Annotated in this window: 21 protein-coding genes; 12 read left to right on the top strand and 9 right to left on the bottom strand. The window is 69.2% G+C overall.

What is annotated here, in order from left to right; all coding sequences use genetic code 11:
- The first annotated feature begins 70 nt into the window (after nucleotides 1-70).
- Complete coding sequence (locus ACQHIV_RS29170) at nucleotides 71-826, top strand: enoyl-CoA hydratase/isomerase family protein (RefSeq protein ID WP_427887010.1); 756 nt, start codon at nucleotides 71-73, stop codon at nucleotides 824-826.
- On the opposite strand, the gene ACQHIV_RS29165 is transcribed toward ACQHIV_RS29170, so the two are convergent.
- From ACQHIV_RS29165 to ACQHIV_RS29155, 3 genes are read right to left on the bottom strand one after another with little or no spacing between them, the layout of a single operon-like run.
- On the bottom strand, nucleotides 819-1,154 hold the full coding sequence (locus tag ACQHIV_RS29165) for a YciI family protein (protein WP_427887008.1): 336 nt from the start codon (nucleotides 1,152-1,154) through the stop codon (nucleotides 819-821). The two genes, ACQHIV_RS29170 and ACQHIV_RS29165, sit on opposite strands and share 8 nt — an antisense overlap.
- 48 nt (nucleotides 1,155-1,202) lie before the next feature.
- Complete coding sequence (locus ACQHIV_RS29160) at nucleotides 1,203-1,358, bottom strand: DUF6131 family protein (RefSeq protein WP_427887006.1); 156 nt, start codon at nucleotides 1,356-1,358, stop codon at nucleotides 1,203-1,205.
- Nucleotides 1,340-2,791 (bottom strand): MFS transporter, encoded by a 1,452-nt coding sequence (locus tag ACQHIV_RS29155; protein ID WP_427887005.1) that lies wholly within the window; start codon nucleotides 2,789-2,791, stop codon nucleotides 1,340-1,342. The genes ACQHIV_RS29160 and ACQHIV_RS29155 overlap by 19 nt, the downstream gene beginning before the upstream one ends.
- A gap of 182 nt (nucleotides 2,792-2,973) precedes the next feature.
- Between ACQHIV_RS29155 and ACQHIV_RS29150 the strand changes: the two genes are divergently transcribed.
- The 3 genes from ACQHIV_RS29150 to ACQHIV_RS29140 are packed head-to-tail and all read left to right on the top strand — an operon-like array spanning nucleotide 2,974 to nucleotide 5,195.
- Complete coding sequence (locus tag ACQHIV_RS29150) at nucleotides 2,974-3,327, top strand: YciI family protein (protein ID WP_380190877.1); 354 nt, start codon at nucleotides 2,974-2,976, stop codon at nucleotides 3,325-3,327.
- Nucleotides 3,324-4,550 (top strand): RNA polymerase sigma factor, encoded by a 1,227-nt coding sequence (locus ACQHIV_RS29145; RefSeq protein ID WP_427887003.1) that lies wholly within the window; start codon nucleotides 3,324-3,326, stop codon nucleotides 4,548-4,550. Before ACQHIV_RS29150 ends, ACQHIV_RS29145 begins: the two co-directional genes overlap by 4 nt.
- Nucleotides 4,551-4,562: 12 nt before the next feature.
- Nucleotides 4,563-5,195 carry a hypothetical protein gene (locus ACQHIV_RS29140; RefSeq protein ID WP_427887001.1) on the top strand — a complete coding sequence of 211 codons (633 nt, stop codon included), beginning with the start codon at nucleotides 4,563-4,565 and terminating at the stop codon, nucleotides 5,193-5,195.
- Here the strand turns inward: ACQHIV_RS29140 and ACQHIV_RS29135 are convergent.
- Genes ACQHIV_RS29135 through ACQHIV_RS29125 form a run of 3 tightly spaced genes read right to left on the bottom strand, consistent with a single transcriptional unit; the run spans nucleotide 5,192 to nucleotide 7,571 of the window.
- The gene (locus tag ACQHIV_RS29135; protein ID WP_427886999.1) at nucleotides 5,192-5,737 is read right to left on the bottom strand and encodes a DUF4240 domain-containing protein; all 546 of its coding nucleotides are present in this window, start codon (nucleotides 5,735-5,737) and stop codon (nucleotides 5,192-5,194) included. The two genes, ACQHIV_RS29140 and ACQHIV_RS29135, sit on opposite strands and share 4 nt — an antisense overlap.
- A gap of 44 nt (nucleotides 5,738-5,781) precedes the next feature.
- Nucleotides 5,782-6,726, bottom strand: coding sequence for an aldo/keto reductase (locus ACQHIV_RS29130; RefSeq protein ID WP_427886997.1), 945 nt, complete (start codon nucleotides 6,724-6,726; stop codon nucleotides 5,782-5,784).
- Between the two features lie 29 nt (nucleotides 6,727-6,755).
- On the bottom strand, nucleotides 6,756-7,571 hold the full coding sequence (locus ACQHIV_RS29125; protein WP_427886995.1) for an alpha/beta fold hydrolase: 816 nt from the start codon (nucleotides 7,569-7,571) through the stop codon (nucleotides 6,756-6,758).
- A gap of 78 nt (nucleotides 7,572-7,649) precedes the next feature.
- Here ACQHIV_RS29125 and ACQHIV_RS29120 point away from each other — a divergent pair, with 78 nt between their 5' ends.
- On the top strand, nucleotides 7,650-8,297 hold the full coding sequence (locus tag ACQHIV_RS29120; protein ID WP_427886993.1) for a TetR/AcrR family transcriptional regulator: 648 nt from the start codon (nucleotides 7,650-7,652) through the stop codon (nucleotides 8,295-8,297).
- On the opposite strand, the gene ACQHIV_RS29115 is transcribed toward ACQHIV_RS29120, so the two are convergent.
- On the bottom strand, nucleotides 8,277-9,347 hold the full coding sequence (locus ACQHIV_RS29115) for a LacI family DNA-binding transcriptional regulator (RefSeq protein ID WP_427886991.1): 1,071 nt from the start codon (nucleotides 9,345-9,347) through the stop codon (nucleotides 8,277-8,279). The two genes, ACQHIV_RS29120 and ACQHIV_RS29115, sit on opposite strands and share 21 nt — an antisense overlap.
- 194 nt (nucleotides 9,348-9,541) lie before the next feature.
- Here ACQHIV_RS29115 and ACQHIV_RS29110 point away from each other — a divergent pair, with 194 nt between their 5' ends.
- From ACQHIV_RS29110 to ACQHIV_RS29085, 6 genes are read left to right on the top strand one after another with little or no spacing between them, the layout of a single operon-like run.
- A complete protein-coding gene (locus ACQHIV_RS29110) occupies nucleotides 9,542-9,868 on the top strand; it encodes an L-rhamnose mutarotase (protein ID WP_427886989.1) in 327 nt (108 codons plus the stop codon).
- 2 nt (nucleotides 9,869-9,870) lie between these two features.
- Complete coding sequence (gene rhaI, locus ACQHIV_RS29105; RefSeq protein ID WP_427886987.1) at nucleotides 9,871-11,034, top strand: L-rhamnose isomerase; 1,164 nt, start codon at nucleotides 9,871-9,873, stop codon at nucleotides 11,032-11,034.
- Nucleotides 11,031-13,064, top strand: a complete 2,034-nt coding sequence (locus ACQHIV_RS29100) for a bifunctional aldolase/short-chain dehydrogenase (RefSeq protein WP_427886986.1) — start codon at nucleotides 11,031-11,033, stop codon at nucleotides 13,062-13,064. Before rhaI ends, ACQHIV_RS29100 begins: the two co-directional genes overlap by 4 nt.
- 10 nt (nucleotides 13,065-13,074) lie before the next feature.
- The gene (locus tag ACQHIV_RS29095; RefSeq protein WP_427886984.1) at nucleotides 13,075-14,499 is read left to right on the top strand and encodes an arabinose isomerase; all 1,425 of its coding nucleotides are present in this window, start codon (nucleotides 13,075-13,077) and stop codon (nucleotides 14,497-14,499) included.
- A complete protein-coding gene (locus ACQHIV_RS29090) occupies nucleotides 14,496-15,917 on the top strand; it encodes a rhamnulokinase (RefSeq protein WP_427886982.1) in 1,422 nt (473 codons plus the stop codon). The genes ACQHIV_RS29095 and ACQHIV_RS29090 overlap by 4 nt, the downstream gene beginning before the upstream one ends.
- Nucleotides 15,918-15,922: 5 nt before the next feature.
- Nucleotides 15,923-16,165 carry a LuxR C-terminal-related transcriptional regulator gene (locus ACQHIV_RS29085; RefSeq protein ID WP_325036210.1) on the top strand — a complete coding sequence of 81 codons (243 nt, stop codon included), beginning with the start codon at nucleotides 15,923-15,925 and terminating at the stop codon, nucleotides 16,163-16,165.
- A 20-nt stretch (nucleotides 16,166-16,185) separates the two neighbouring features.
- Here the strand turns inward: ACQHIV_RS29085 and ilvA are convergent, their stop codons facing one another.
- Nucleotides 16,186-17,457, bottom strand: coding sequence for a threonine ammonia-lyase IlvA (gene ilvA / locus ACQHIV_RS29080; RefSeq protein ID WP_427886981.1), 1,272 nt, complete (start codon nucleotides 17,455-17,457; stop codon nucleotides 16,186-16,188).
- 232 nt (nucleotides 17,458-17,689) lie between these two features.
- Here ilvA and ACQHIV_RS29075 point away from each other — a divergent pair, with 232 nt between their 5' ends.
- Nucleotides 17,690-18,556, top strand: coding sequence for an HIRAN domain-containing protein (locus ACQHIV_RS29075; protein WP_427886979.1), 867 nt, complete (start codon nucleotides 17,690-17,692; stop codon nucleotides 18,554-18,556).
- A 190-nt stretch (nucleotides 18,557-18,746) separates the two neighbouring features.
- On the opposite strand, the gene ACQHIV_RS29070 is transcribed toward ACQHIV_RS29075, so the two are convergent.
- Complete coding sequence (locus ACQHIV_RS29070) at nucleotides 18,747-19,361, bottom strand: class F sortase (RefSeq protein ID WP_427886977.1); 615 nt, start codon at nucleotides 19,359-19,361, stop codon at nucleotides 18,747-18,749.
- Between the last annotated feature and the right edge of the window lie 2 nt (nucleotides 19,362-19,363).

Here is a 19,363-nt window from a genome sequence, read left to right as displayed (position 1 = left end):
GGAGGTCCGCTTGCCGTTCATGTGATCCACGGCGCGGCGGGGTGGCCGTGGTTTGCGGTTGACTGCGAGCGTGGGATTTCGGATCGAACGGGGCGTAGTGGCCCGGCTCGTGATCGACCGGGCCGCCAAGCGGAACGCGTTGACGCGGGCGATGTGGGCGGAACTGCCCGGCCTGCTCGCGGGGCTGGCGGTCGACGACGACGTGCGGGTCCTGCTGGTGACGGGCGACGGGCCGAGCTTCTCGGCGGGCGCCGACATCCGCGAGCTGATCACCGGCGACGACCCGGCCGATCCGATGGCCGAACTCCGGGCGTCCAACCTGCGAGCGCAGGCAGCGCTGCGGGAGTTCCCGAAGCCGACCGTGGCCGTCGTCCGCGGGCATTGCATCGGAGGTGGCCTGGAGATCGCGGTGAACTGCGACTTCCGGTTCGTCGCGCCGGACGCGAGCTTCGGCGTGACGCCGGCGCGAATCGGCGTCGTCTATCCGCCGGACGCGATCAAGGTGCTGCTCGACCTGGTCGGTCCGGCGACGACCAAGTACCTGCTGTTCAGCGGCGAACTGCTGACCGCCGACGAGGCGTTGCTGAAGGGCCTGGTGGATCGGGTCGCCGACGACCCGATGGCGGCGGCCGAGGTCTTCGCCGCGACGCTGGTGTCGCGGTCGCAGCTGACGATTCGCTCGGCCAAGGAGTCCGTGAACGCGCTGCTGAGTGGCGCGGACGCGGACGCTGCGGCGGTACGGCGGTATCGCGAGACGATCGCGTCCGGCGAACTCGCCGAGGGCATCCAGGCCTTCACCGAGAAGCGGGCTCCGAGGTTCAGATGACCGTGCCGCGGAGCTCGACCCGGTCGCCGACCGCCGCCGACACCCGCCCGGCGAGCGCCTGCGCGTGGTCGTCGTCGGCCGCGTCGACCAGGTAGAACCCGGCCAGCTGCTCCTTCGCCTCACCGAACGGCCCGTCCGTCACCACCTGCTGACCGTCCCGGATCCGCACGATCCGCCCCTGCTCCGGCGGCACCAGTCCTTCCGAACTGATCAGCTCACCGGAGCTCGCCAGCTCCTGCTCGAGCGCGATCAGCCGCTTGAGTGCCGCCTCGTCCTCGGCGGTCCATTCCCGGTCGACGCTCCGGAAGATCATCACGACGTACTTCATGAAGTCACCGTAGCCACCGGGACGGACAGGCCGGAGGGTGTGTCCCGATCAGTACCAGTGCCGCCGGCCGCCGATCGCGCGTCCGGTCGCTCCGAGGATCCAGAACACGGCGCCGACCAGCAGCAGGATGACGCCGACCGTCCACAGGATCGAGATGTTCAGCACGAACCCGAGGATCAGCAGGATCACTCCGACGATGAGCATGGGACCTCCTTCGACTCGGTCGCCCTGGCGGCGACCGTCTTCCGGTGCCCACTGCCCGCGCCGCGAACCTCCAACAGTTGTTTGATCAGTACGCATCCGGCCAGGCCGATCGCGACGAACACCCACACGGTCCCGAACGCGACCCGGTACCCGTGGGTGAGCGCGAGCGGCGTGGTTCCCGACGTACTCGCGGTGGCGACGGCGGAGACCACGGCGACACCGACCGCGCCGCCGATCTGGAAACTCGCGTTCTGTAGCCCGGAGGCGACGCCCGCGTCCGCGGCCGGTACGTCGCTGAGGGACGCGATCGAGCCGGCGACCGTGCCTGCACCCAGTCCGGCGCCGAAGATCGTGAGGCCCCAGAACGCCAGCTCGAAGTACCCGGACGTCACGGTCAGCCGGGCCATCAGCGTCGTACCGGCTCCTGCGACCAGGAGCGACACGAACGCGACCGTGCGCGGGCCGACGCGGGTGACGAGGTGCTGGCCGACCATGGACCCGCCTACCGCCGTTGCGGCGAGTACGGCGGACATGAGGCCGTAGCGGATCGCTGACGCGCCAAGAGCGAGCTGTGCGTACTGCGTGTACACAAAGTTCAGGCCGAACGCCGCCAGACCCCAGCTGATCGTGATGAGGTTCCCACCGACCAGCGCGCGTGAACGGAAGATCCTGAGCGGTACCAGCGGCTCAGCCGAGCGCTTCTCGACGTACACGAACAGCACGAACAAGAGGGCTGACACCAGTGCCAGGAGCACCGTGCGCGTGACAGACGACGCGGGGGCTTGGATCACGGCGTACACGAGCACAATGAGTGCGGCCGTGACCGTAACTGCGCCGGCTACATCAAAGCCGCGCCGGCCAGGTCCACGGCTGTCCTGCAGCAGTAGGGGCGCCAGTACGACCACCAGCAGGCACACGGGCACGTTGATGAAGAAGATCCACTGCCAGCCGAGCCCGTCGGTGACAGGGCCTCCGATGAGCGAGCCCGCCGTACCTCCCACGCCACTCGTCGCACCCCAGATCCCCAGGGCCTTGTTGCGGTCCGGCCCCGACGGGAACGTGGTCATCACGATCGACAACGCGCTCGGCGCCAGTACGGCGGCAGCAGCGCCCTGCAGGCCGCGGGCAAGCACCAGGGCGTCCCCGCTCCACGCGAACCCGCACAACAGCGAGGACCCGGCGAACAGCAACAGCCCGGTCATGAACACGCGCCGGCGCCCCAGCAGGTCGGAGATCCGCCCGCCGAGCAACAGCAGCCCACCGAACATCAGCGCGTACCCGCTGGGCACCCACTGCACTCCGCCGAGCGAGAACGTCAGCTCCCGTTCGATCGACGGGATCGCGACCAGCACGATCGACGCGTCCAGGATGATCATGAACCCGGTCAGACACAGCAACGCGAGCGCCAGCCAGCGCTTCGACTCCAGCACCATCAGTCAGCTCCAGTACGGCAGGGACACCCCGGCTGAGCGTCACTCGCCCGGTACGTCGGCGCTGACCTGCTGTACTTCGACATAGCGGGGTTTGTCGAAGTACGGCCTTCCTGTTTCGACGTACCCGGTAACTGGAGGTCACATAGGCCTCCGCTGGGGACAGGATGGTGTCTGTGAAGTACATGCTGCTGATCTACAGCAACGCCGAGAGCTGGGAAGGCCTGTCCGCCGAGCAGCGGGAGGGCCTGGTGCGGGCGCACGAGTCGATGGCGCAGGAGCTCACCGACCAGGGCCTGCTGGTCAGTGCGGCCGGCCTGGCGGACCCGATCACCACCCGGACCGTACGGGTGGTCGACGAGACCGCGACGACCACGGACGGGCCGTACGCCGAGGCCAAGGAGCACCTGGCCGGGTTCTACCTGGTGGAGTGCGACGACATCGACCAGGCGATCGGGTACGCCGCCCGGCTGCCGGACGCGGAGTACGTCGCCGTGGAGGTGCGACCCGTGATGGACATGTCCGGGCTGGAAATGTGAGGAACTTCGAGCTCCTGCTCCGCGAGCAGGCGCCGCAGGTGCTGAGTGCGCTCGTCCGGCACTACGGCCACTTCGACCTCGCTGAGGAGGCCGTACAGGAGGCCCTGCTCGCGGCTGCGCAGCAGTGGCCGGAAGAAGGCGTACCGGACAACCCGCGCGGCTGGCTGATCCGGGTCGGGTCGCGGCGGCTCACGGACCTGCTCCGCAGCGAGTCGGCGCGCCGGCGGCGCGAGGAGAACGCGGCGCAGCTGGCCGCGCCGGAGGAGTTCGTTGCCTCAGGCCCCGAGATCGACGACCCGGGCGGGCGGGACGACACGCTGACGTTGCTGTTCCTGTGCTGCCATCCGGCGTTGTCCCCGGCGTCGCAGATCGCGCTGACGCTGCGGGCGGTCGGCGGTCTCAGTACGGCCCAGATCGCGGCGGCGTTCCTGGTACCGGAGTCGACCATGGCGCAGCGGATCAGCCGCGCGAAGCGGAGCATCAAGCAGGCCGGCAGCACGTTCGAAATGCCCCCGGAGGCGGACCGCGACGAGCGGATGGGCGCCGTACTGCATGTCCTCTACCTGATCTTCAACGAGGGCTACACGGCGTCGTCCGGTACGGCGTTGCAGAGCACGGAGCTGACGACGGAGGCGATCCGGTTGGTGCGCGGCGTACGGAAGCTGCTGCCTGACGACGGCGAAGTGGCTGGGCTCTTGGCGCTGATGCTGCTCACCGACGCCCGGCGGGCCGCCCGTACGGGAGCTGACGGAGCCCTGATCCCGCTTGCCGAGCAGGACCGGGCGAAGTGGGACCGGGCGGCCATCGTCGAGGGCGAGGCCCTGGTGAGCGATGCACTGTCCCGGACCCAGCTGGGGCCGTACCAGGTGCAGGCAGCGATCGCGGCCGTCCATGACACGGCCGAGAGCGCGGACAAGACGGACTGGCGTCAGATCGTCGCGCTGTACGACGTACTCGAGCAGCTGGTCGACAACCCGATGGTGAAGCTCAACCACGCGGTAGCGGTCGGTATGGCGGTCGGCCCGAAGGAGGGGCTTGCCGTACTCGAGCCACTCGCGTCGGACGACCGCATGAACCACCGGCTGGAGGCAGTACGCGCACACCTCCTCGAGATGTCCGGGGACGTGGCTGCTGCGCGGGAGAGCTACCTGTTGGCGGCACGGCGTACGACGAGTGTGCCGGAGAGGCACTACTTGCAGTCGAAGGCGGACCGCTTGGCGTGAGATGTTGGACTGGTGGATCTCACCAGGGCCTCACTCCTCCGGGAGATGCTGAGCGGCACCGAGCTGGGTAACCGGACCACCGAGTTCGGTTACGCGCTACGGCGGTTCACGACGAGGCGTAGCGGGCTGATGCTGTTCGGACCGGTCGACGAGGAGCCTTGGCACCTCACGGCGCACCTGGACGACGAGCTGCGGATGGCCGGCGTCGAGGACATGCGGCCGTCACTGGTTCGCTGGGCGCCGCCCGCGGACGCGCCACCGCACCTGGCGATCGGGCTGGACCGGTTACGCGACGCCGGCCGCGGCGAGTCGTTGCTGGTGGTGGCCGAGGACGCTCCGGCCGAGACGCTGCTGGAGCGCATCAGCGACGTCAGGAAGCGCGGTACGACGATCTTCAGCATCGGCAACGGCGACAAGGAGTTGACGTCGCTCAGCCACGAGACGCTCGTACCGGAGCTGCTGGTGCCGGACGGGTTCGGCTGGGCCACTCGTGAGATCGAGCCCGAGGCCCCGCTGATCGACGAGGGCTTCGAGACCGCCCAGCACCTGGTCAGTCTCGCGGCTGCCGACGACGAGGCCGGCCAGTCCGGCTGGCGCCGCCGGCTGCGCAACGCGATCGAGAGGCTCTCCGGAGAGCCCGCCTAGAGGTAGAGCGCCGCCAGCCGCGGCAGACGGATCTCCAGGTCGTCTTCGTCGTCGAAGTCGATCTCCTTACCCACCGGAACGTCCGGCGTGTCCGGCGCCTCCGCGTCGACGGCCTTCCAGTACGCCGCTTCGTCGCCGGTCACGTTCTTGTACGCGTGACTGCCGACGTGCAGCATCCCTTCCCCGTCGAACCCCTCGAACCCTTCCGGCCGGTCCTCGTCCACCACGTCGGCCAGCGAGTCCGGGTCCGCGAGCGCCGCCTCCCACACCTCCCGCCCCTGCGCGATCAACCAGCCCCGGAACGAGTCGAACCCGTCCTCCGAAGCCCCCGAGTTGATCAGGTGCGCCGCCGCCCACAGATCCCACCGGTACGACTCCACCTGCAACCGCGCCAGCTCGGTCCCGAACCCCACGATCGCCTCGACCCGCGCCGCACCCAGCACCTTGGTCAACGCGTCCGCGACCCCGTCCGGATCAGCCACAGTGTCATCCACCGAGGCACGCGCATCCTCGACCAGACCCCAGAACCTGTCCCTGTCCACCTACAAACCATCTCACCGACCCCGGGTCCAACGGGAGGGTGAAATCACCACACCTCGTCGAGTTGGTGGCGGTGGTCGGTGGTTAGTTGGAGTTGGGCGCCGGTGAGGGCGGTTTCGAGGTAGGTCGGTTTGCTGATGCCGACGATGGGGGTGACGGCGGGGGTGCCGCCGGTCAGCCAGGCGAGTACTACTGCGGACGGGGTGGTGTTGAGGGAGGTTGCGACGTCGTTGAGGGCCTCCAGGCGGCGGGTGGTGCCGGGGTGGGTGAAGGCGGGGTCCAGGGGGCGGTCGGGGCGGTTCTCGTAGGTGCCGGACATCAGGGGGCTGTAGGCGAATAGCTGCTGCTCCGGGTTGGTTTCCGCGTAGTCCAGGACCTCGTCGGTGATCCAGCCGAACCGGTGGTCGTGGGCATGGTCGCGGACGAACGGGCGGGGCTGCAGGTACGAGTAGCGCAACTGGAGGGCGGTCGGGCCCAGGACGCCTTGCTCCAGGGCCAGGCCGCGCATCCGTTCGACTCGCCAGAGGGCGTAGTTCGACAGGCCGATGCGACCGATCGTGCCGTTCTCCGCGTGCTTGCCGAAGGCCGCGGTCGTCTCCTCCAGCGGGGTGGACCTGTCGTCGCGGTGTGCCCAGTACAGGTCGATGTGGTCGACGCCCAGCCGGCGTAGCGAGGTCTCGAGGGCCGAGTCGATCGCCTTCGTGCTCAGGCCTTCCGAGTGCTCCGGGTAGCTGCCCGGCCAGAGCGGTTCGCAGCCGACCTTCGTCGCCAGCTTGATCCGGTCCCGTACGCCGGGACGCTGCGCCAGCCACCGCCCGAGCAGCTCCTCGCTCTGACCGCCCTGTCCGCTCGGGTGCTGCCAGAACGCGTAGCAGTTCGCGGTGTCGATCCACTCACCGCCCGCGTCCACAAAGGCATCCAGCAACCGGAACGAGGTCTCCTCGTCGATCCGCGTCCCGTACTCCATCGCGCCCAGCGCAAGATTCACCATGCGCCAGATCCAACAAGCTAGAGCGCTGTCTAGGTCAAGTCCGCGAACTCCCGCAGGACCGGGACCAGCGTGGCAGCCTCGGTCGAGTGGTTCTCGCCCGGAACCGCCTTCAGCGGCGCGTCCAGGTTCGCCGCGACCGCACGAGCCCCGGCGGACAGTGCCGGCCAGGTCTTGTCGCCGTACAGCACCAGCACAGGCACCTTCACGTCGGCCCAACGGTCCGCGGGCAGCGGGTTGCCGGACATCGTGGTGCCCATGATGCGGCCGTCGTACGCGATCGTGTGCGCGATCTCCTCCAGCGGCGCCCAGTACGGCGACTGCTTCATCCCGGCGACCGCCTCCGCGGGCATCCCGGCGGCCGCGGTCATGAACAGCTCGGCGGCCTGGTCCCGGCGGCCGGCGGCGACGAACGCGTCCAGCTGCTCGACGTAGTCCGACGGCAGCGGCGGCCGTACGTCGTCCACCACGACCGGCGGCTCGAACAGTACGAGGCCCGCGACCGGCAGCCCCGCCGCCGCGGCGTCCAGCGCCAGCAGGCACCCCGACGACCAGCCGAACAGGATCGCGGGCTGGCCGCCGCCCTCAACCGATGCAGTCTCGATCAGCGCGCCGAGGTCCTCGATCTCGCGCTGGATCGCGTACGGCGCGGTGTCGGTGCTGGCGCCGCGCCCGCGCCGGTCGTACGCGTACGTCCGGAACCCGTCGCTCAGCAGCTGCCCGAGCTGGTCGTTGATCGGGTTCACGGCCCGGTGCGCGGTCGCGCCGTCGATCAGGATCAGCGGCCGGCCGGCGCCGTACGCCTCGAAGCCGATCGTGGTGCCGTCGGCCGATGTCACGGTGCTCATGGTCTTCTCCCCACCTGAAACGGAAACTAGACCGTACAGTACTGCGCAGAGAACTGGACTGTCTAGTATGGTTTCGTCATGGAGCCGGAGACCGAGGGACGGACGCCCCGCAAACGCCGCGCGATCCTGGCCGCCGCCACCGAGGTGTTCCTCCAGCACGGGTACCTCGGCGCGAGCATGGACGAGGTCGCCGCCAAGGCCGGCGTCTCCAAACAGACCGTCTACAAGCAGTTCGAGAACAAGGAACGCCTGTTCGCCGAGATCGTGCTCGGCACCAGCGACCAGCTGCTGGACGGCCTCTTCCAGGCGTACGTCGACACGCTCGAGAACGCGGCCGACGCCCGGGAGGCCCTGCGGGCGCTGGCGCATCGGCTGCTGCAGAGCCTGACCGCGGACAGTGTGCTGCAGCTCCGGCGGCTGGTGATCGCCGAAGCGGACCGTTTCCCGGAGGTCTGCGGCGCGTGGTTCACCAGCGGCTTCGAGAAGTCGCTCGATGCGCTGGGTGAGGCGCTGACGAAACTCAGCGACCGCGGCCTGCTCAAGCAGCTCGACGACCCGACGCTGGTGGCGTACCAGTTCGCCGGGCTGGTGATGTACAAGCCGATGAACCGCGCGATGTTCGCCGGCACCCGTCAGCGGCCGAAGGACGACGAGCTGGACAAGCTTGCCGACCGGGCGGCCGACGTGTTCCTGGCGGCGTACGGCCTAGATAGTCCCGCGCGTTGAGGTCCGGACGACCAGCTCCGGCGTGAACGTGACGCGCTGGTGCTCGTGGTCCGGGTTCGACGACTCGTCCAGCAGCAGCTCCGCCGCGGTCCGGCCGAGCAGCTGGCGCGGCTGCCGCACCGACGTCAGCGGTACGGCGGCGGCCTCGGCGAACTCGATGTCGTCGTACCCGACGATCGCCAGGTCCTCCGGGACGCGCAGGCCGAGGCTCACGCACTGTTGCAGCAAACCCAATGCCAGCAGGTCGTTCGCGCAGAACGCGGCGGTCGGCCTGCGGTCCGCGGGCAGTCCGGCAAGTCGTTGCCCTGCGCCCCTGCCTTCGGCGACGGTGAGCGCGCCGGTGGTCAGCTCGATCAGGTCGGTGATCGGCTTCCCGGCGGTCCGCAGCGCGCGCCGGGCGCCGTCGCGCCGGTCCACGACCTGACCGAGCGTATTCGGCCCGCCGACGTACGCGATCCGTTCGTGGCCGAGTTCGAGCAGGTGCGAGATCGCCAGCTCGCCGCCGAGTACGTCGTTCACCGCGACCGAGCAGTGCGTGGCCTCGTCGAGGGTCCGGTCCACGACCACGACCGGCGTACCGCGGGACGGCAGTTTGCGGAGCCGGGACGAGTGCTGGTCGATCGGCGTGATCAGGATGCCCTGCACGCGCTGCTGCTCGAGCAGATCCAGGTACGCCGCCTCGCGGTCGGCGTCCTCGCTGCTCGTACACAGGAACACCGACAGCCCGGCCGCCTGGGCCGCCTCCTCGACGCCCTTCGCGACGTCGGTGAAGAACGGGTTGCCGGCGTCGAGCATCAGGTACGCGAGGATCCGGCTCGACCCGGCGCGCAACTGCCGGGCGGACTCGTTCCGGACGAAACCGAGGGAGGCCATCGCGGCCTCGACCTTGGCCCGGGTCAGCGGGCTGACCACCTCGGGCCGGTTCAGCACGTTCGACACGGTCCCGAGCGAGACCCCGGCGGCGGCCGCGACCGCCTTCACGCCGGCCGCGTGCGGCTTCGGCGCCGGCCGCCGGCGGGTGCGTTCGGGCAAGGCTTCCGCATCGTCCACGGACCGCCACCTCCCTGCGCACTTGAAACGTGTTAGCTGCCGAAGGATACCCGGTTTCGCCGGAATCTCCGCGCCGACGGTCCGCAATCGGACGTAAAAGCTGGGCAGGCCCTTGACGCCCACCCGTACGCCCGCTTAGCGTCAAGGCACGCTCTTGAAACCTTTCACAGACCGCCCACAGCAGAGGTGCCGCCGTGAATCGTTACTGCTTCTGCCTGCAGGTCCGGCCCGACCGCCTCGACGAGTACGTCGACCGGCACCGCAACGTCTGGCCCGACATGCAGGCAGCGCTGCGCGAGTCCGGCTGGCACAACTACTCGCTGTTCCTCCGCGCCGACGGCCTGCTGGTCGGGTACGTCGAGTCCGAGGACCTGGAGGCGGCGCAGCAGGCGATGGCGGCGACCGAGGTGAACACCCGCTGGCAGGCGCAGATGACCGAGTTCTTCCAGGGGATCGACGGCCGGCCGCCCGACGAATCGTTCCTGCTGCTGCCCGAGATCTTCCACCTGAAGGAGAACTGACCATGACACCCGATGCCGCGAAGGACGCGCTGAGCCGTCAGGAGATCGAGTTGCCCTCGTGGGCGTTCGGGAACTCCGGCACCCGGTTCAAGGTCTTCACCCAGCCCGGCGTCCCGCGGTCGCCGGAGGAGAAGATCGCGGACGCGGCCGTCGTCCACAGGTACACCGGCGTCGCGCCGAGCGTGGCGCTGCACATCCCCTGGGACAAGGTCGACGACTACGCGGCGCTGTCGGCGTACGCGAAGGAGCAGGGCGTACGGCTCGGGGCGATCAACAGCAACGTCTTCCAGGACGACGACTACAAGCTCGGCAGCGTGACGAACCCGGACCCCGCCGTACGGCGCAAGGCCACCGACCATCTGCTCGAGTGCGTCGACATCATGGATCAGACCGGGTCGCGGGACCTGAAGCTGTGGTTCTCCGACGGTACGAACTACCCGGGCCAGGACGACATCCAGGACCGGCAGGAGCGCCTCGCGGAGGCGTTGCGGGAGGTGTACGACCGGCTCGGCGACGACCAGCGGATGCTGCTCGAGTACAAGCTGTTCGAGCCGGCCTTCTACACCACGGACGTGCCGGACTGGGGTACGTCGTACGCGCACTGCCTGGAACTGGGGCCGAAGGCAACGGTCTGTATCGACACCGGGCACCACGCGCCGGGGACCAACATCGAGTTCATCGTGGCGTTCCTGCTGCGGGCGAAGAAGCTCGGCGCGTTCGACTTCAACAGCCGGTTCTACGCCGACGACGACCTGATGGTCGGGGCGGCGGACCCGTTCCAGCTGTTCCGGATCATGAACGAGATCGTCCGCGGCGACGCGCTCGACCCGGCCGCCGGGATCGCGTTCATGCTCGACCAGTGCCACAACATCGAGGAGAAGATCCCCGCGATCATCCGCTCGGTGATGAACGTCCAGGAGGCCACCGCGAAGGCGCTGCTGGTGGACCGCGACGTACTGCGGAAGGCCCAGCAGGAAGGCGACGTACTCGGTGCGAACGCCGCGCTGATGGACGCGTACAACACCGACGTCCGCCCGCTGCTCGCCGAACTGCGCGAGTCGCAGGGCCTGGATGCGGACCCGATCGCCGCGTACAAGCGCAGCGGGTACTTCGATCAGATCACCAAGGACCGTCAAGGCGGTCAGCAAGCCGGATGGGGAGCATGACAGTGACCGACACCGCTGCCGAACTGGTTGCGCGGAGCAACCGGCTGGGTGCCGATCCGCGCAACACCAACTACGCCGGCGGCAACACGTCGGCGAAAGGTAAGGCGACCGATCCGGTGACCCAGGACTCTGTTGAGTTGTTGTGGGTCAAGGGATCCGGTGGTGATCTCGGGACGCTGACGCCGGCGGGGCTGGCTGTGCTGCGGATCGACCGGTTGCGTTCGCTCGTCGACGTCTACCCGGGCGTGGACCGGGAGGACGAGATGGTCGCCGCGTTCGACTACTGCCTGCACGGCAAGGGCGGCGCGGCGCCGTCGATCGACACCGCGATGCACGGGCTCGTCGACGCACCGCACGTCGACCACCTGCACCCGGACTCCGGGATCGCGCTCGCGACCGCGGCGGACGGCGAGAAGCTGACCGCGGACTGCTTCGGCGACCGCGTGGTGTGGGTGCCGTGGCGGCGGCCCGGGTTCCAGCTCGGCCTGGACATCGCGGCCGTCAAGCGCGAGAACCCGCAGGCCATCGGCTGCATCCTCGGCGGCCACGGCATCACCGCCTGGGGCGACACCTCGGCGCAGTGCGAGGCCAACTCCCTCGAGATCATCCGTACCGCGGAACAGTTCCTCGCCGACCGCGGCGTACCCGAACCCTTCGGCGCACTGGTCCACGAGCCTCTCGCGGCGGAAGAACGCCGTACGAAGGCAGCCGCCCTCGCGCCTTTCATCCGTGGGCTTGCGTCAACAGACAAGCCACAGGTCGGCCACTTCAACGACTCGGAGGCAGTACTCGAGTTCCTGTCGCGCGAGAAACTCCATTCGCTCGCCCAGTTGGGCACCTCCTGCCCGGACCACTTCCTTCGTACGAAGGTCCGGCCGCTCGTACTGGACCTGCCGCCGTCGGCGTCGGTGGACGAATGCACTGCCCGGTTGAAGGAGCTGCACACCCAGTACCGTGCGGACTACGAGGCGTACTACAACGCGTACGCCGAGGCCGACAGTCCGGCGATGCGGGGGGCGGATCCGGCGATCGTGCTGGTGCCGGGGGTGGGGATGTTCTCCTTCGGTAAGGACAAGCAGACCGCTCGAGTGGCCGGCGAGTTCTACGTGAACGCGATCAACGTGATGCGTGGCGCCGAGGCGGTGTCGACGTACGCGCCGATCGACGAGCGGGAGAAGTTCCGGATCGAGTACTGGGCGCTCGAGGAGGCGAAGCTGCAGCGGATGCCTCGTCCGAAGCCGTTGGCCACGCGGGTGGCCTTCGTGACCGGCGGCGGGTCCGGGATCGGCAAGGCGATCGCGCAGCGGCTGGCGGCCGAGGGCGCGTGTGTCGTGGTCGCGGACCTCGACCAGGCAGCGGCCGAGGCGGTCGCGAAGGAGATCGGCTCGACCGACGTGGCGGTCGCGGTGGCCGCGGACGTGTCCTCGGCGGAGGCGGTCGAGGCCGCGCTGCGGGAGGCCGTGCTGGCGTTCGGCGGCGTCGACCTGATCGTCAACAACGCCGGCCTGTCGATCTCGAAGTCGTTGCTGGAGACAACCGAACGCGACTGGGACCTGCAGCACGACGTGATGGCCAAGGGCTCGTTCCTGGTGTCGCGGGCGGCCGCGAAGGTGCTGATCGACCAGGGCCTCGGCGGCGACATCGTCTACATCTCCAGCAAGAACTCGGTGTTCGCCGGCCCGAACAACGTCGCGTACGGCGCCGCGAAGGCGGACCAGGCGCACCAGGTCCGGCTGCTCGCCGCCGAGCTCGGCGAACACGGCATCCGGGTGAACGGCGTGAACCCCGACGGCGTCGTCCGTGGCTCCGGGATCTTCGCCGGCGGCTGGGGTGCGAAGCGGGCCGCGGTGTACGGCGTACCCGAGGAAGAGCTCGGTGCGTACTACGCGCAGCGGACCCTGCTCAAGCGTGAGGTGCTGCCGGAGAACGTCGCGGCCGCGGTGTTCGCGCTGACCGGCGGAGAGCTCACGCACACCACCGGCCTGCACGTGCCTGTCGACGCCGGCGTGGCTGCCGCGTTCCTGCGTTAGGAGCCGACGGATGACCCAGCTCGAGCGGATCGCGCCCCGCCGGACCCGGATCGGTCTGGTGGCCGGCGGGCTGGGTGCGTACTGGCCGCAGTTCCCGGAGCTGCTGCCGCAGCTGCAGGCGTCCGCGCGGCGGGTGTCCGAGCGGTTCGCGGCGCTCGACTGCGAGGTGGTCGACGTCGGGTTCATCTCGGACGCGCAGGAGGGCGCCGTCGCGGCCGAGAAGCTGCGGGCGGCCGACTGCGACCTGATCGTCGGGTTCCTCACGACGTACATGACTGCCTCGATGCTGGTACCGGTTGCCCAGCGCAGCGGATCGCCCGTGCTGTTGCTGAACCTGCAGCCGACCGAGTCGATGGACCACGCGTCGTTCGACACCGGCGCGTGGCTCGCGTACTGCGGGGCGTGCCCGCTGCCCGAGATGGCGAACGCGTTCGAGCGCTGCGGGATCGACTTCCGCTCGGTCTCCGGGTACCTGGAGGACGAGCGGGCCTGGACCCGGATCGACCGGTGGATCCGGTCGGCCGGCGTACGGGCGGCGTTGCGGCACGGGCGGCACGGCCTGCTCGGGCATGTGTATCCGGGGATGATGGACGTGATCACCGATCCGACGCTGGTGTCCGCACAGCTCGGCGGGCACGTCGAGGTGCTGGAGATCGACGACCTGCGGGTGCGGGTCGAGAAGGTGACCGACGCCGAGACGACCGCCCGGATGGAGCTGGCCCGGGAGATCTTCACGCTGGACGAGTCGGTGAAGACCGAGGACTTCCGGTGGGGCGCGACGGTGTCGGTGGCGCTGGATCGGTTGGTCGAGGACTTTTCCCTTGATTCGCTGGCGTACTACCACCGTGGGCTTGACGGCGAGACCCATGAACGGGTCGCGGCCGGGATGATCCTCGGCGCGTCGTTGCTGACGGCTAGGGGTGTGCCGGCCGCCGGCGAGTACGAGTTGCGGACGTCGCTGGCGATGTTGGTGATGGACCGGCTCGGCGCCGGCGGGTCGTTCACCGAGCTGCAGGCGCTGAACTTCGAGGACAACGTGGTCGAGATGGGGCACGACGGGCCGGCGCATCTGGCGATCTCGGCGCGGAAACCTCTGCTGCGTGGGCTCGGCGTGTACCACGGCAAGCGCGGGTGGGGCGTGTCGGTCGAGTTCGACGTACAGCCGGGGCCGGTCACGCTGTGCGGGATGGGGCAGCGGCGGGACGGGACGTTCACGCTGATCGCGTCCGAGGGGACCGTCGTACCGGGGCCGTTGCTGCGGATCGGGAACACCACGTCGCGGGTCGACTTCGGGTGCGATCCGGGCGAGTGGACCGACGCCTGGTCGGCGTCGGGGGTGGCGCATCACTGGGCGCTCGGGACCGGGCACCGGGCTGCTGACCTGGCGGCTGTCGCGGATCTGTTGAAGCTCGATCTGACGGTGGTGTCCCTGTGAAGCGGATCGCCGCGGTGGACCTCGGCGCCTCGAGCGGGCGGGTAATGCTCGGCGAGGTCGGTCCCGGCGTACTCCAGCTTCGTGAACTGAATCGCTTCTGGAACGGCCCTGTCCGGGTGCGGGGGACGCTCCACTGGGACATCCTGCACCTCTACCGCTCAGTCCTGGACGGCCTGCACCTGGCCGGTTCGCTCGACAGCATCGGCATAGATTCCTGGGCGGTCGACTACGGCCTGCTCGATCAGGCGGGTCGTCTGCTCGGCAATCCTGTGCACTACCGCGACTCGCGTACCGACGGCGTAATGGCGGAGGTACTCGCGCAGGCACCGGCAACGGACTTGTACGCGATCACCGGGCTCCAGCAACTCCCCTTCAACACCATCTACCAACTGGTTGCCGACGGGACGGTCCGTGAGGCTGAGACGTTCCTGATGATCCCGGATCTGCTGGCGTACTGGCTGACGGGTGAGATCGGGGTGGAGCGGACGAACGCATCCACGACCCAGCTGTACGACGTGTCGGCCCGGGACTGGAGTGAAGAGCTGATCGCCCGGCTGGGGCTTCCTCGGCGGGTGTTTCCTGCTGTGCGTGAACCGGGGGACACGATCGGGAGCGTGCTGCCAGACGAGACCGGGCTGGCGCCTGGGATTCCGGTGATTGCGGTGGGGTCGCATGACACGGCATCTGCTGTGGTGGCGGTGCCTGCCAGTGGCGATCGGTTCGCCTACATCTCCTCGGGGACCTGGTCGCTCGTCGGGCTCGAGCTCGACGCGCCGGTGCTGACCGACGAGGCGCGGGAAGCGAACTTCACCAACGAGGGCGGTGTCGACGGCCGCGTCCGGTTCCTCCGGAACGTGATGGGCCTGTGGATCCTGCAGGAATGCCAACGGGTCTGGGGCAACGACCTCGACGACCTCCTCCGCGCCGCCGCCGAAGCCCCGCCGTTCGCGGTGCTGATCGACCCTGACGCCCCCGAATTTCTTGCCCCCGGCAACATGCCGGAGCGGGTCGCCGCGCACTGCGGACGGACCGGGCAGGAACCACCGCGGACCCGGGGCGCCGCGGTCCGTTGCATCCTCGAGAGTCTGGCGCTCGCGTATCGCCGTACGCTCCGCGCCGCGCAGACGATCGCCGACCGCGACGTCGACGTACTGCATGTGATCGGGGGCGGCTCGCAGAACGAGCTGCTCTGCCAACTGACTGCCGACGCGTGCGGCGTACCGGTCCTCGCCGGGCCGGTCGAGGCGTCCGCGCTCGGCAACGTACTCGTTCAGGCTCGTGCCCTCGGCGAGCCCCTCCCGGACCTGGCCGCGATGCGCGCCCTGGTCCGGTCCACCCATTCTCTGCGGCGCTACGCCCCGCAGGGCAAACCGGCCGACTGGGACGCCGCCGAGTCCCGGGTCTTCGGAACCAGGTGATCAGCATGACCGTCCTCCCCCAGGAACTTCGACCGGTGGCGCGCCGGGTGCCGCCGCGTGAGATCAGCCACGACGACCTGCAACTGCTCCGTCTGCTCGCCACCGGACTGCCCGTCGACGGCGTCGCCCGGCGCCTCGACCTGTCCGAGCGGACCGTGCGTCGCCGTACCAGGCTGATCTGCGACCGCCTCGGCTTCAGCACCGCCATCGAAGCCATCGTCTGGGCCGCCCGCCGCGGCCTCGTCTGAGCCTTGGGGCTCCCCGGAGTTCAGATCAGGTATCTGAACTCCGGGGAGTTCGGGTTGATCTGTTCGATGTCGAGGGGGGCGGCTTCCATTCGGGTGAGGAGGCCCGGGAGGTCGTCGCGGGTGCTGATCTCGATGCCTACCAGGGCGACGCCGGTTTCGCGGTTGTTGCGTTTCACGTACTCGAACAGGGTGATGTCGTCGTCCGGGCCGAGGGTTTCGTCGAGGAACGTGCGGAGTGCGCCGGGCTCCTGCGGGAACGTCACCAGGAAGTAGTGCTTCAGCCCTTCGTACACGAGCGAGCGCTCGAGGATCTCGCCGTACCGGCTGACGTCGTTGTTGCCGCCGGAGAGCAGGCAGACCACGGTCTCCCCGGGACGTACGTCGAGACCGTTGCCAAGGGCACTTGTCGACAAAGCGCCCGCGGGCTCGGCGATCAGCCCGTCGGTCTGGTACAGCGCGAGCATCTCCGAGCAGACCAGCCCCTCGGGCACCGACATCAGCTCGACACCGGCGTCCCGTACCAGCGGGAGCGTGACGTCGCCGGCCCGGCGTACGGCGGCGCCGTCGACGAAGCTGTCCAGCTGCGGCAGCGTCACCGGCGTACCGGCCGCCAGCGCCGCCGCCATACTCGCCGCGCCACCCGGCTCGACGCCCACGATGCGGACGCCCGGATGCCGTTCCTGGATCCAGGTTGCAACCCCTGCAACGAGACCACCGCCGCCGACCGGGACCACGAGTACGTCGGGCGCGTGGCCGAGCTGCTCGACCAGCTCGACGGCCACGGTCCCCTGCCCCGCAACGGTTCGCGGGTCGTCGAACGCCGGCACCATCGTCGCGCCGCTCGCCGCACCCTCCGCGGAGGCGGCCGCGGCGGCGTCGTCGTACGTGTCACCGGTGACGATCACCGTGATCTGCTTGCCGCCGAGCGCGGCGATCCGGTCCCGCTTCTGCCGCGGCGTCGTCCGCGGGACGTACACCTTGCCCCGGACGCCGAGGATGTGGCACGAATACGCCAGCCCCTGACCGTGGTTGCCCGCGCTCGCGCACACCACGCCGGCCGCCTTGGCGGTGTCGTCGAGCTGCGCGATCAGGTTGTAGGCGCCGCGGAGCTTGTACGAGCGCCCGATCTGCAGGTCCTCGCGCTTCAGCCAGACCTCGGCGCCGGTGCGCTCCGACAGGCGCAGATTGCGTTGTAACGGGGTCCGGACGGCGACGCCGTCCAAGCGCTTGACCGCGGCCTCGATCGTACCGGCGTCAACCGTCGATCGAGCGACTGAACTGCTGCCCTGCATGACGTTCCTTCCCGTGCATCTGCACGATCTTCGCCGATTCGCTCGCTGCCCAAGACGATCCGCGTCCAGAGTCCGGACGACGGGATTCCTTTTGCGTTTCAGACTCTTGCACCATGCGTGAAACGGCCCTTCACGGGGCAGTCTAGTTTTCATACGCTCACTCGGTGTAACGACCAGGGCCCTGGATCGGATGAGCCGGGTGAAGCGTGTCAGTGAGGACTGGAGGGCACAGATGGGACTGATTCCGTTCAGTCTGTGGGGAGACGCCCTGTGGTGTGGTCAGGAGGTCGTGCGGGAGGCCCCGCACGAGCAGGCGATCCGTAGCCTGTTCCCGGACCCCATCCCGGCGCGTGGCGCAGATCTGGACACCGAGGCGGACCTCGTCCCGGAACCGCACAACCGTTTCGACCCACGGTCGATCGCCGTCCGGGTCGAGGGCAAGGTGGTCGGCTATCTGCCGAGGGACGACGCGCACCGGTACCACCCGGTGCTGTCGGAGCTGATCGCACAGGGCCTGCAACCGCGGGTTCCGTGTCACCTGTGGGTCAGCGAATGGGAACCGGCGGACTGGGAGCGCAGAGGCACCCAGGGCACCGAGTTCCATGCCAGCGTGGCGATCGCCCTCGGGCAGCCGCACATGCTGGTGCCGGTGAACCTGCCCCCGCCAGGCAGCTTTCACCTGCTACCGCCCGGGAGCGGCATCGTGGTCCCGGGCAGCGAGGTGCATCCCGACGTACTGGCACCGTTCTTCCGTCCGGAGGGCGAGTGCTGGGCGTACGCCACCATGCACGCGATCGAGGAGGAGGACGGCATCCAGGACCGGCACCGGATCGTGGTCGAGATCCGGCTCGACGACGAACCCGTCGGCCGGCTCAGCGCGCGGCTGAGCGCCGAGTTCCTGCCCGCCGTCCACTACCTCGCCGACATGCGTGCCGAGACCGCCGCCCGGGTGACCGTCCGCGGCGACCGTTCCGCATCGGAGGTGATCCTGTACGCGGCACGGAGTCACGACCTGCCGGCCACCTGGCCGGACGGCCTGGCCCGCTCCCCAGTCGCTTCCCCGCAGTGGCACTACTGGGCGACGAAAGAAGCGAACTAGACAAGGCGGCTGCGCAGTACTGACCATGCCTCACCAGGCCGGCGCTGCGGAGCTACTGGAAACTACGTGAGATGGCGCCGGGCAGCTTCCCTTGGAGAGCTGCCCGGCACCGGACGACGGCGGAGGTCGGTCCGCACGCACGTCCACGGGGTCCGAGTCCCCGCACCGGTGAGACGGTTGCGCCAGGCAATCATGACGGTACTTTCGGCAAGTTTTTCAGGGTTGCGTAGACGACAACGTTGTCCGGGTAGCCGCCGTCGTACGTCCCGCCGCAGGTGATCAGGCGCAACCCCGCGTGGTCGATGTCGCCGTACACGAGCGCTGTGGGGAAGGCGGACTTCGGGTACTGCGCGACGTTGTCGACGGTGAACACCGCCGTACGACGGTCCGCGCGCGTGACTCGTACCGTGTCGCCGCGGCGGAGGTCCGTGAGGTGACGGAACACGCCCGGGCCGCGGCCGGTGACGTAGACGTGCCCGACGATGACAGCCGGGCCGATGCTGCCCGGCGCCGGCGAGTAGCGGTACCAGCCGGCCAGCTCGGGGTGGTTGAACGGCGGTACTTCGATGGTGCCGTCGTCGTTGAGGCCGAGCTGGGCGAGTTTGGTGGTGACTCCGAGCTTGGGGATCTGCAGGCTGACCGGGACGGAGCTCGGGATGGGCTTGGCTGGAGTCGTGGGCTTGGCTGTGGATAACTGCGGTGGTGGGGCTGTGGATGGCGGCTCTGGGCTGTGGAAAGCAAAGGCTCCGGTGACACAGGCGACGCCTACGGCCGCCAGCGCCAGCGGAATCACACGTGGGTGCATGG

It is taken from the genome of Kribbella polygonati, assembly GCF_050320105.1.
In the GTDB taxonomy this organism is placed as follows: domain Bacteria; phylum Actinomycetota; class Actinomycetes; order Propionibacteriales; family Kribbellaceae; genus Kribbella.
This window is presented reverse-complemented; position numbering and strand designations above follow the sequence as displayed.